The organism is Pseudomonas sp. 14P_8.1_Bac3 (assembly GCF_025466085.1).
Classification (GTDB): domain Bacteria; phylum Pseudomonadota; class Gammaproteobacteria; order Pseudomonadales; family Pseudomonadaceae; genus Aquipseudomonas.
Genome location: NZ_JANLOD010000069.1, coordinates 23,352 through 34,997 on the forward strand (window position 1 = coordinate 23,352; position 11,646 = coordinate 34,997).

Genomic DNA, 11,646 nt, shown 5'->3' on the forward strand with positions numbered 1-11,646 from the left:
TCGGCTAAAGCAAAGCGGGGTTTGCCCGGGGTGGCGCGGCCCCCTAGAATGCCCCGATGCGCGATGATCTCTCCCTTCTGCTGAATTCCCTCAACGATGCCCAACGCCAGGCCGTAGCTGCCTCCGTGGGTCGTCAGTTGGTCCTGGCCGGCGCCGGTTCCGGTAAAACCCGAGTGCTGGTGCACCGTATCGCCTGGTTGATCCAGGTCGAAAACGCCTCGCCCCACTCCATCCTGTCGGTGACCTTCACCAACAAGGCGGCTGCCGAGATGCGGCATCGCATCGAGCAGTTGATGGGGCTGAACCCGGCCGGCATGTGGGTCGGCACCTTCCACGGCCTGGCGCACCGCTTGTTGCGGGCGCACTGGCAGGAAGCCGGCCTGAGCCAGACTTTCCAGATTCTCGACAGCGACGACCAGCAACGCCTGGTCAAACGCGTCATCCGCGAGTTGGGCCTGGACGAGCAACGCTGGCCGGCCCGTCAGGCCCAGTGGTTCATCAACGGGCAGAAAGATGAAGGCCTGCGGCCGCAGCACATTCAAGCCAGCGGCGATCTGTTCCTGGCGACCATGCGCAGCATTTATGAAGCCTACGAGGCCGCGTGCCTGCGTGCCGGCGTCATCGACTTCTCCGAACTGCTGCTGCGCGCCCTCGACTTGTGGCGCGATCATCCGGGTTTGCTGGCGCATTATCAGAAGCGTTTCCGGCACATCCTGGTGGACGAGTTCCAGGACACCAACGCCGTGCAGTACGCCTGGCTGCGTCTGCTGGCCAAAGGCGGCGACAGCCTGATGGTGGTCGGTGACGACGACCAGTCGATCTACGGCTGGCGTGGCGCGAAAATCGAGAACATCTACCAGTATTCCGACGATTTCCCCGATGCCGAGATCATTCGCCTGGAGCAGAACTACCGCTCCACCGCCGGCATCCTCAAAGCCGCCAACGCCCTGATCGCCAACAACACCGGGCGCATGGGCAAAGAGCTGTGGACCGACGGCGGAGATGGCGAAGCGATCAACCTGTACGCCGCGTTCAACGAACACGACGAAGCACGCTACGTCGTGGAAACCATCGAAAGTGCGCTGAAAACCGGCCTGGCCCGCAGCGATATCGCGATTTTGTACCGCTCCAACGCCCAATCGCGGGTTTTGGAAGAAGCCTTGCTGCGCGAGCGCATTCCGTATCGCATCTATGGCGGCCAGCGCTTCTTCGAGCGGGCGGAAATCAAGAACGCCATGGCCTACCTGCGCTTGCTCGAAGGCCGCGGCAACGATGCGGCACTGGAGCGGGTGATCAACGTACCGGCGCGCGGCATCGGTGAGAAAACCGTTGAAGCGATTCGCGAACACGCGCGCCACAGCGATGTGTCGATGTGGGAAGCGATGCGCCTGCTGGTCGCCAATAAAGGCCTCACTGGCCGCGCTGCCGGCGCACTGGGCGCATTTATCGAACTGATCGAGAACCTCGCCGCCAAGTGTCTGGAGATGCCGCTGCACCTGATGACGCAAACGGTCATTGAGCAGTCCGGACTGATTGCCTACCACGAAGCGGAAAAAGGCGAGAAAGGCCAGGCCCGGGTAGAAAACCTTGAGGAACTGGTCAGCGCCGCACGCGCCTTTGAGAACTCGGAAGAGGAGGAAGACCTCACGCCACTGGCGGCGTTCCTCGGTCACGCGTCGCTGGAGGCCGGGGACACCCAGGCCGACGAGCACGAAGACAGCATTCAGTTGATGACCTTGCACAGCGCCAAAGGCCTGGAATTCCCTTACGTGTTCCTGGTGGGCATGGAAGAAGGCCTGTTCCCGCACAAGATGAGCCTGGAAGAACCCGGCCGCCTTGAGGAAGAGCGACGCCTGGCTTACGTCGGCATCACCCGCGCCATGCAGAACCTGGTGATGACCTATGCTGAAACCCGACGCCTGTACGGCAGCGAAACCTACAACAAGGTGTCGCGTTTCGTACGTGAAGTGCCGAAGGGCCTGATTCAGGAAGTGCGACTTTCCAACAGTGTCAGCCGTCCGTTCGGCGGAGGTCAGCAGCAGAGTTCCAGCAGCTTGTTCGGCGGCAGCGAAATCCCCGACACCGGCTTCAGCCTTGGCCAGGCCGTTCGGCACTCGGTGTTTGGCGATGGCGTGATCCTGAACTTCGAAGGCGCCGGCGCACAGGCACGGGTGCAGGTGAATTTCAGCGAAGGCAGCAAGTGGCTGATGCTGGGTTACGCGAAGCTGGAAGCGATTTAGGACTTATCCGCTTTCCTATGGGAGCGAGCCTGCTCGCTCCCACAGGAGTTCGTATTGGACGTTGATGCAGGGGTGCACGGATCATGGGCACAGGCTTCTTTTCTTCCTGGACATTCTGGGCCCTGATGTCGGCGGCTTTCGCGGCGATGACCGCGATCTTCGCCAAGGTCGGCATCGAAAACGTCAATTCCGACTTCGCCACTTTGCTCCGTACCGTGGTGGTTCTTATAAGCCTGGCCTTGATTTTGTGGGCCACGGACCAATATCAGTCCTTAGGATCGATCTCTGCGAAGAGCTACCTGTTCCTGCTGCTGTCGGGGCTGGCCACGGGCGCTTCGTGGATCTGCTATTTCCGCGCATTGAAGCTGGGGCCGGCTGCGCTGGTCGCTCCAGTGGACAAACTCAGCGTGGTGCTGGTGGCAGTGCTCGGCGTGATCCTGCTGGGCGAGAAACTCGACCTGCGCCAATGGGGCGGAATCGGCCTGATCACGGCCGGCGTGGTGATGTTGGCGCTGCGACGCTAGACATCCTCCTACAGAACTTATTCATTCCTCCTACAGACCAAAGTTAACAGGCCTTATTGCGCTGACTGAAGCTGAATGCAACCTGTCAGGCAAAAGCCCGAAACACTCTGCCGCTAGCCAGTAACACTTCAGCTGTGCAACATGGCGCGCGTGCCATCCACAAATGGGAATTCCCTTTATGAAACGTTTTCTTAGCATCGCCATGGCGTTGTGCATCGGCCTGACGATGAGCCTCGACGCCAACGCCAAGCGCTTTGGTGGCGGCAAGAGCTCCGGCGCCGCGCCGACTCACCAGACCAGCCAAATGGCTCCTTCTTCTGCTGCAGGTGGCGCTGCTGCCACTGCGGGCGCGGCCGGTGCCGCTGGCGCTGCCGCCAAGGCCGGCGGTGCTTCTCGCTGGCTCGGCCCTCTGGCCGGCATCGCGGCGGGTGGCCTGCTGGCCTCCATGTTCATGGGCGGCGGCTTCCAGGGCATGCAGATTTTCGACATCCTGATCATGGCGGTCATCGCTTTCCTGGTCTTCCGTTTCATCGCCGCCCGTCGTCGCAAGCAGCAGGAGCACATGGCTCCAGCCGGCGCGCCGATGCAGCGTGAAGTGTTCGAGCAGAAGCCAGCCGCCATGGGTTCGATCTTCGGCGGTTCGGCCGCACCGGTTGCCGCCCGTCCGGTGATCAACGCGCCGGCCTGGTTCAATGAAAGGAACTTCATTGAAGCGGCCCGTAACCACTTCCAGTCCCTGCAGCAACACTGGGACGCCAACGAAATGGACAAGATCGCCGAGTTCGTGACCCCGCAACTGCTTGAGTTCCTCAAGCGCGAACGTGCCGACCTGGGTGACGGTTTCCAGTCCACCTACATTGATAACCTCAATGTTCAACTGGATGGCGTGGATGATCGTGCCGACAAGACCATCGCCACCCTGACCTTCAGCGGCGTGTCGAAGACTTCGCGTTTCGACCAGGGCGAAGTGTTCAGCGAAAGCTGGAACATGGAACGTGCCCAGGGCGAGAACCAGCCTTGGCTGGTCGCCGGTATCCGCCAGAACGGCTGAACCGACCCGCGTTAATCCGGTCGCAATGCTGTCTCTATAAAAAACCCCGGCCTCGGCCGGGGTTTTCTATTTCGCGGTTGCATCTATAGCGAGCTACTGTATAAACCGCCCCAACCCAACCGCGCCACCCAGCAAGAGGATCCCGGACGTGGAAGAAATCATCGAACAACTGCGTGAAGCTAACGAACCGGTACCGGTCCCCTTGGAGCTGCCCGACGAAGATCAGATCGTGGAAATCGAAGAACAGCTGTTCATCGACATCCCGTTTGTTTTCAGAGAGTTTTTGCTGACCGTCAGCGACGTGGTCTACGGCAGCCTGGAGCCGGTGACCGTCACCGACCCGCAATCCCACACCTATCTGCCGGACGTAGCAGCTAACGCCTGGGATGCCGGTGTCGATCGCAGCATGATTCCGATCTGCCAGGACGGTGACGACTACTACCTGGTCGAAGAAGACGGCACCGTGGTGCTGTGGCAGGCCGAAGAAGAGCTGATCGCCGAAGAAACCTGGGAGTCGGTGTGGCACTGGGCGCGGGACGTCTGGCTGGAAAGCTGAAAACGTCTCACTGGTTGCGTGGTCAATGCCCGGATGATTCCTTGTGGTTGTCCAGGGTTTCCAGCAAGGCCACTTGCATCCGCGTGTGCACGCGGATGAACCAACGCCAGAGCAACGCCGCCACGGCGGCCGCGACCACGACAATCAGCACCAGCAGCTTGTTGGTGGGCAGGATACTGGCCGACAAGGCCGCCAGCAGCAGGAAGATCACCAGCAGCGAGAGAATCGGGATCACTTCAGCGATCACCCGACGCACTCGCTGCGTGTGGCGGCCGGCCATTTCCGGCTTCACCCCCATCTCTGCCAACAGCATCGACAGCGCCTTGAGCTTGCGATAGGCAGCGATCAGGAACGGCAGCGACAACAGCAACGCCCCGCCCCAGATCAACGCTTTCTGCCAGCTCGGGTCGGTGATCCAGTCTTGCAGGTAGGTGGACATGCGCTCCGCGAAGAAAGCGCCCGAGAAGAAGATCGCGATCACCAGCGCCAGATTGACCCCCACCTGTAACAGAATCCGCCGAATCATCGACGCCAGCAGCGCCCCTTCGCCCTGAGGCTGGATGCTGCGCAACCATTCGCCGTACATCCCCAACACGCGGCCCAACCGCTGCGGCATCACGGCGGCCAGCTTGATCGACAGCGGGTCGGCGGCGCGTATCAGGTACGGCGTCAGCAGCGTGGTAATCACCGATACCGCGACCGCCACCGGATAGAGGAAGTTGCTGGTCACCTGCAGGGTCATGCCCAGTGCCGCGATGATGAACGAAAATTCGCCAATCTGTGAAAGCCCCATCCCCACGCGCAGTGAGGTGCGTCCGTCGTTGCCGGCGATAAAGGCGCCGAGGCCGCAGGACAGCATCTTGCCAAGTACAACGGCCACGGTAATCACCGCGATCGGCCACGCGTATTGCAGCAAAATCATCGGGTCGAGCATCAAGCCGATGGCGACGAAGAAGATCGCACTGAACAGGTCGCGAACCGGCTCGATCAGACGCTCGATCTTCAGCAACTGCCGGGACTCGGCCATGATCGCGCCGATCAGGAAGGCCCCCAGCACCATGCTGTATTCAAGCTTGACCACCAGCAGACAGAAGCCGAAACACAAGCCCAGGACAGTGATCAGCAGCATCTCGTTGCTTTCGAATCTGGCCACGTACGCCAGCAGTCGTGGGACCAGCAGAATGCCGATGACCAGTGCAACAATCATGAACAGCGACAGCTTGCCGACCGTGGAAAACACTTCGCCGGAGCTGACCGTGCCACTGACCGCGATGCTCGACAACAAGGCAATGATCCCGATGCCGAGGATGTCCTCGACGATCAGCACGCCAAAGATCAGCTGCGCAAAGCGCTCGTTCTTCATCTTCAGGTCATTGAGGGCCTTGACGATGATGGTGGTCGAGGAGATTGCCAGGATCGCGCCGAGGAACAGCGAATCCATGGTGTTCCAGTCGAACCAGCGACCGATTTCGTAGCCGATCCAGATCATCAGCACGATTTCCAGGAACGCCGCGATGAACGCGGTGGCGCCGACCTTGAACAGCTTGCGCAGACTGAACTCAAGGCCGAGGCAGAACATCAGGAAAATCACCCCGAGTTCAGCAAGGGTCTTGATGGTTTCTTCATCGTGAATCAAACCGAACGGTGGGGTGTGCGGGCCGATGATGAAACCGGCGACGATGTAGCCCAGAACCACCGGTTGTTTGAGGCGATGAAACAGCACGGTCACCACACCCGCGACCAGCATGATCACTGCCAGGTCCTGAATAAAACTGATGGCATGCATGGTGTGGAGCTCCTTGGGTGACATCGCTTAACCGCCAGACGTGAGAATGGTCCGATCAAGCACAGTAAAAAATCTGCTTTCCGCGTAGGAATTGCCCTCAGGGCGAGCTTTTGAAGGGTAACACCGCGACTTCCGGCAGAAAGGCGGTGCAATATATGGAAACAGATCGATCCGGCGTGACGGCGACCACCCGCCCGGCGTCCCGATAACGGTGGTCTTGAAAACCGACCGGCACCCGCAGAGGTGCGCCCCTCCGAAACCTGCCTTGAACCGTGAGAACGCTATGGAACCCGGAAACGCCCAGCTGTCGATGACGGTATTGATGACCCCCGACATGGCCAACTTCTCTGGCAATGTCCACGGCGGCACCTTGCTCAAGTACCTCGACGAAGTCGCTTACGCCTGCGCCAGCCGCTATGCCGGCCGTTATGTGGTGACCCTGTCGGTGGATCAGGTGATTTTTCGCGAGCCGATTCATGTCGGCGAGCTGGTGACCTTCCTCGCTTCGGTCAATTACACCGGCAACACCTCCATGGAGGTCGGCATCAAAGTGGTGACCGAAAACATCCGCGAGCGCTCGGTGCGCCACACCAACAGCTGCTTCTTCACCATGGTGGCAGTGGATGACGACCGTAAGCCGGCGTCAGTGCCGCCGTTGCAGCCGCAGAACAGCGAAGACAAACGCCGTTTCATCCAGGCCCAGCAGCGTCGGCAAATTCGTCAGGAATTGGAAAAGCGGTATCAGGAAATCAAGGGCGAGGCCTGACTGGGTTCTGTTTGAAATCGCTTTCGCGGGCAGGCCTGGCCCTGCAGATCCGCGGTGATCTCACCCTCAACGCATACCTGTAGCCCGCGAAGCGTCTAAAGGCTGATCGCCGTCGCCTCGAACCGCACCCGCGGATGCGCAATCCGGTCCTGGGCGCGCACCAGTTCCAGCTCGTAACTGGAACACGCCTGGGTCTCGAGCAACACTTCGTGCACCGCCGAGGCCGCGAACTCAAAAGCCGCGACCAGACTGTCCCCCAACAGTACCCGCGCCAGAAACAGCCCTGAGGTCAGGTCGCCCACGCCCACCGGCTGCCGCGGAAACGCCAGCAACGGGCGGCGTAAATGCCAGCTCGCGTCAGCCGTCACCAGCAGCATCTCAAACACATCCGCCGGTTTGCCGGGGTAGGCCAGGTGCTTGATCAGCACCGCCTTCGGGCCACGCGCCAGCAGCGCTCGGGCCATCGCCAGGCAATCGAACAGCGACTGCGGCTTGCGCCCGGAGAAGGTATCCAGCTCCAACTGGTTGGGGCACATAAAGTCCGCCACGGCAGCCGCCTCTTCCAGCAGGAAATCGCTGACCTCGGCCGGCACACTGCAACCCTTCTCAGGATGGCCCATCACCGGATCGCACAGGTAAAGCGCCTTGGGGTTCATCGCCTTGATCCGCGCGACACCCGTCAGGATCGCCCGGCCCTGGGCCGCACTGCCCAAATAGCCGGACAACACGGCGTCGCAATTGCCCAGTTCGCCAATTGCCGCGATGCCTTCGACCAGCTCGGGAATCTGCTGCGGCGCCAGCACTTCACCGGCCCACTGGCCGTATTGTGTGTGATTGGAGAATTGCACGGTGTTGAGCGGCCAGACGTTCACCCCGACCCGCTGCATCGGAAAAACCGCGGCGCTGTTACCAGCGTGGCCGAACACCACGTGGGACTGAATGGCGAGTAGATGGGGCGTACGTTTCATGCGGTGAGTTCCGTAAAACGATTGAAATTCGAGCCGCGCAGTATGCGACTAAACGCAGCCTGTACGACAGACCGGCGACGCAGTTAAGCTGTTACCCTCATGTTGGAGCGCCTTGTTGATGCTGACCCTCGGAAATATCTTCGTGCTGATGTTGCTCGCCACCGGCGGCGCCTGGCTGTGGCACAACCATGGCTTGCGCGAACGAGCGCTGGAGCGGGTCAAGCAACATTGCGACAAGCTCGGGATCGAATTGCTGGATGGCAACGTGGCGTTGAAAAAAATCGCCTTCATCAAGGACGCCAACGGTCGGCGGCGTCTGGCCCGTGTGTACAACTTCGAATTCACGGTGACCGGTGAAACCCGCCACAACGGCACCATCACCCAGTTCGGTGCCCACAGCGCGCAAATCGAACTGGCCCCCTACCCGATGCCGTACGACGACACGCCGCCAGTGGTCGATGTGGCGAAACCGCGGGCAGAAGTCATTGAGCTTAGCCAATGGCGGCAAGAACACACCAAATGGCGTCCTTAACGTGACCGACAGTCGGCCAGCGCTCTCTGCAGCGCATCCAACGGCTGCGACTGACTGAAAATCAGCTCGATTCGCGAATCCTGGCGCCATTCGCTGGGCTGCCATTTCAGCGCCGAGTTATCCAGTGCATTCGCCGAAACCCAACCCTCATCGCTGTGAATAACCAGCTTCGCCCGTCGCCAGGCAAGACCTTGAAGCCAACGGCCAATGCGCGCTGAGTCGAACGTCTGGCTCGGATGCCAGCGCCAACCGACGCTCCAGCCGCTGTCCTGCACCTGACTCAGGCTAATCGGCTGTGCCGGATCAGTCCAGACCGCCGGCATCTGCGCCAGTCCTGTGGGCGCGATGAAGTTATCCACACCCGCCACCGCCTGAGCTCCAAGACCTGGTAATTCCCTGATCGGCAACTCAGCTTGTTGAGTCCAGTACAGACGTCGTGCCGGTAACTGCGCGACGATTCGCTGCCGATCAGCCTCGTCGAGATGTTCGGACTTGTTCAGCAGCAATAATCCGGCGCTGCTCAACGCCTCCTGCTGTGTCACAGGCAGCGGTTTGCCGGCAGCGAGCGCCTGTGCATCCAGCACCAGTATGCAAGGCTGTACAGCCAGTACGCCGACCCACGGCGACTCAGTCAATTGCCTGAGCAACTGCGCCGGATGACCGAGCCCGGACGGCTCGATAAACAACCGATCCGGCCGCGCTTTGCGCAGCAAGCGCCCGAGCCCGATCTGGAACGGCGCACCATTGACGCAACACAAACAGCCCCCGGCCACTTCGCCCAGTGCGATACCATCCTCGTCCCGCGTCAGCAACGCAGCGTCGATGCCGATCTGCCCGAATTCGTTGATCAGCACCGCCCAACGCTCGTTCGCCGGCCGCTGCGCCAGCAGGTGCTTGATCAGACTGGTCTTGCCTGCGCCCAATGGGCCAGCGATGACGTGCGTGGGAATGTTCTGCAACATGGTCGACATTTTCTGAGGAGGTCAAGGATGCGGTTGATTGGCTGGACGATGCTTCTGGCGCTCGTGTCTGGCGAGGTGCTGGCCCAGGCGTGTGTGGTACATAGCACGGCTGAGCGACTCGACGTGAAAGTCTGCCAGCAGAACCGCAACATCCCCGAGAAGCTGTTCGCCGACGGCTTCTGTCAGCCGAACCTGGCCGGGCAGAAAGTCGAGGTGCAGTACGTCGACCAGTGCCCCGGCGGCGCATTCGGTGTGTGCAGCAACGCGCAAGTCGCCAATATGCCTTACCGGCAGGATATTCACTATTACGGCGTGGCCACGGATGCGGCGTATCTGAAGCCGTTTTGTGAAGGCCAGAGCCAGGGCAACTGGCTCAAGCCTTGATCCGCTAGCTCAACCAATCGAGCGTCAGGATCAGACGGCGCTCATCGGGCTTCAGCGGCGGCGAACGATGGATCAGGCCAAAACCCTCATTGCCGTGCCATTTCTCGCCTTTGAGCAACGCCACGGCGCCGCTGCCGATTTGCTGGATCAGCGAATCGTCCGTGGGTTCTGCTGCGGGCAGGCTCAATCGACGGCGATCCATCGCTCCCTCCTTTAGCCACTGGCTGCCACCGCCGGCATACGTGGTAATCAGCCGTACCGGCACGTGATCGACGTGAAAACGCGGGCACATGGCTTTGTCCAGCACCCGCACACGCACGCCGATGCGCTTGGCCCCCAGCAAGCAGGCGAAGGCGCGGACCAACCAGGACACGTCGGCGATAAACCCTTCGTAGCCCTCTAGATCCCTGAAACCCGACGCCAGGCCGTAGAGGTTGGGCTCGCTGTCTTCATTGGCGATTTCCAACGACAACGACTCGGCCAGCGGCTCGTTCAGGGACAGCAACAAACGGCCGAAATCGGCGATATGCACCGGAAGCTGACGCTGCCAGATGGCGAGGTTGACGTCGTCGTCCAGAATGCGTGCGAGGGCTTGCGGCGTCTCGCCCTGGACCTGAAAAATCATCGGTTTGATGTTGAACGTGGGCGCCAGCATCACGCGGCTTCCTCTTGATGCCAAGGGCCAAACGGGTCCGGCAGCATTCGCCAGCCCTCGACTCCGAAGGCCATTTCGTCATCGGTCAGCAAGCACTCGTCGAGTTCCGCGGTGAGCAGGTCGAAGTCGATGTTCTGACCGATGAACACCAGTTCCTGACGGCAATCGCCCGTGGTGGTGCTCCAGTTTTCCATGATGGCGGCGGCGCTTTCTTCATCTTGCGGCCACTGGTTTTTCGGCACGAAACGCCACCAGCGTCCGGCAAAACCGTGGCGCATCAAACCGCCTGCCTGGGACCAGCTGCCGGCATCCATCGGCTTGCTCGCCAGCCAGAAAAACCCTTTGGAGCGCAGCAGCTTGCCATTCAGCCAAGGCCGGTCGATGAAGCTGAAAAACCGTTGTGGATGAAACGGCCTGCGGGCTCGATAAGCCGTGGAGGCGATACCGTACGCTTCGGTTTCAGGAACGTGTTCGCCGCGCAGCTCCTGCAGCCAGCCGGGTGCCTGCGCCGCTTTCTCGAAGTCGAAACGGCCGGTGTTGAGGATTTTCGCCAACGGGATTTCACCCATGACCATCGGGAAGATGTCCGCTTGCGGGTTTAATCGTTCGAGGATCGCGATCAACTCCTGGCGCTCGTCACGGCTGATCAAATCGATCTTGCTGATCAGAATCACGTCGGCGAATTCGACCTGCTCGATCAACAGGTCGGTGATGGAGCGTTCGTCCTCATCGCCCAGGGTTTCACCTCGGGAGGCGAGGCTTTCAGCGGCCTGGTAGTCGAGCAGGAAGTTCACCCCGTCGACCACGGTAACCAGGGTGTCGAGCAGCGCGATGTCAGCCAGGCTTTGCCCGTCCTCATCGCGGAATGTGAAAGTTTCGGCGACCGGGAGCGGTTCGGAGATGCCAGTGGACTCGATCAACAGATAGTCGAAGCGACCGTCCCTGGCGAGTTTGCTGACTTCTTCTAGCAGGTCTTCGCGCAAGGTGCAGCAGATGCAGCCGTTGCTCATTTCCACGAGCTTCTCTTCGGCGCGATTCAGGGTGACGTCACGCTGAACTTCGCTGCCATCGATGTTGATCTCGCTCATATCGTTGACGATAACCGCGACCCGGAGGTTTTCCCGGTTGCGCAGCACGTAGTTGAGCAGCGTGCTTTTGCCGGCGCCGAGAAAGCCGGACAGAACGGTGACGGGGAGTCGATTGGGCATCAGGTAATCCTCAC

Annotated in this window: 12 protein-coding genes; 7 read left to right on the forward strand and 5 right to left on the reverse strand. The window is 60.6% G+C overall.

Annotated elements, in window-relative coordinates; translation table 11 throughout:
* Nucleotides 1-56 precede the first annotated feature (56 nt).
* The 4 genes from uvrD to NTD84_RS24110 all read left to right on the forward strand — a co-directional run bounded on the left by uvrD (nucleotide 57) and on the right by NTD84_RS24110 (nucleotide 4,371).
* Entirely contained in the window at nucleotides 57-2,240 is a 2,184-nt protein-coding gene (gene uvrD / locus NTD84_RS24095) for a DNA helicase II (RefSeq protein ID WP_262170807.1), read from the forward strand.
* Nucleotides 2,241-2,323: 83 nt separating this feature from the next.
* On the forward strand, nucleotides 2,324-2,764 hold the full coding sequence (locus tag NTD84_RS24100; RefSeq protein WP_262170809.1) for an EamA family transporter: 441 nt from the start codon (nucleotides 2,324-2,326) through the stop codon (nucleotides 2,762-2,764).
* A gap of 178 nt (nucleotides 2,765-2,942) precedes the next feature.
* Nucleotides 2,943-3,815, forward strand: a complete 873-nt coding sequence (locus NTD84_RS24105) for a Tim44 domain-containing protein (protein WP_262170811.1) — start codon at nucleotides 2,943-2,945, stop codon at nucleotides 3,813-3,815.
* Nucleotides 3,816-3,963: 148 nt separating this feature from the next.
* Entirely contained in the window at nucleotides 3,964-4,371 is a 408-nt protein-coding gene (locus NTD84_RS24110) for an SMI1/KNR4 family protein (protein WP_007943369.1), read from the forward strand.
* 22 nt (nucleotides 4,372-4,393) lie between these two features.
* Here the strand turns inward: NTD84_RS24110 and NTD84_RS24115 are convergent, their stop codons facing one another.
* Complete coding sequence (locus NTD84_RS24115) at nucleotides 4,394-6,157, reverse strand: cation:proton antiporter (protein ID WP_262170813.1); 1,764 nt, start codon at nucleotides 6,155-6,157, stop codon at nucleotides 4,394-4,396.
* 283 nt (nucleotides 6,158-6,440) lie between these two features.
* Here NTD84_RS24115 and NTD84_RS24120 point away from each other — a divergent pair, with 283 nt between their 5' ends.
* Nucleotides 6,441-6,923, forward strand: coding sequence for an acyl-CoA thioesterase (locus NTD84_RS24120; protein WP_262170816.1), 483 nt, complete (start codon nucleotides 6,441-6,443; stop codon nucleotides 6,921-6,923).
* 95 nt (nucleotides 6,924-7,018) lie between these two features.
* Here the strand turns inward: NTD84_RS24120 and pdxY are convergent, their stop codons facing one another.
* Nucleotides 7,019-7,891 carry a pyridoxal kinase PdxY gene (gene pdxY, locus NTD84_RS24125; RefSeq protein WP_262170818.1) on the reverse strand — a complete coding sequence of 291 codons (873 nt, stop codon included), beginning with the start codon at nucleotides 7,889-7,891 and terminating at the stop codon, nucleotides 7,019-7,021.
* Between the two features lie 118 nt (nucleotides 7,892-8,009).
* Between pdxY and NTD84_RS24130 the strand changes: the two genes are divergently transcribed.
* Complete coding sequence (locus NTD84_RS24130; protein ID WP_262170820.1) at nucleotides 8,010-8,423, forward strand: DUF3301 domain-containing protein; 414 nt, start codon at nucleotides 8,010-8,012, stop codon at nucleotides 8,421-8,423.
* Here NTD84_RS24130 and NTD84_RS24135 read toward each other — a convergent pair.
* Nucleotides 8,420-9,385 (reverse strand): CobW family GTP-binding protein, encoded by a 966-nt coding sequence (locus NTD84_RS24135; protein WP_262170821.1) that lies wholly within the window; start codon nucleotides 9,383-9,385, stop codon nucleotides 8,420-8,422. The two genes, NTD84_RS24130 and NTD84_RS24135, sit on opposite strands and share 4 nt — an antisense overlap.
* A gap of 27 nt (nucleotides 9,386-9,412) precedes the next feature.
* Between NTD84_RS24135 and NTD84_RS24140 the strand changes: the two genes are divergently transcribed.
* Complete coding sequence (locus NTD84_RS24140; protein ID WP_262170822.1) at nucleotides 9,413-9,769, forward strand: NADH:ubiquinone oxidoreductase; 357 nt, start codon at nucleotides 9,413-9,415, stop codon at nucleotides 9,767-9,769.
* 4 nt (nucleotides 9,770-9,773) lie between these two features.
* Here NTD84_RS24140 and NTD84_RS24145 read toward each other — a convergent pair whose 3' ends face one another.
* Together NTD84_RS24145 and zigA are read right to left on the reverse strand one after the other, a co-directional pair.
* Complete coding sequence (locus NTD84_RS24145; RefSeq protein ID WP_262170824.1) at nucleotides 9,774-10,424, reverse strand: DUF1826 domain-containing protein; 651 nt, start codon at nucleotides 10,422-10,424, stop codon at nucleotides 9,774-9,776.
* Nucleotides 10,424-11,632, reverse strand: a complete 1,209-nt coding sequence (gene zigA / locus NTD84_RS24150) for a zinc metallochaperone GTPase ZigA (protein WP_262170827.1) — start codon at nucleotides 11,630-11,632, stop codon at nucleotides 10,424-10,426. Before zigA ends, NTD84_RS24145 begins: the two co-directional genes overlap by 1 nt.
* Nucleotides 11,633-11,646 lie beyond the last annotated feature (14 nt).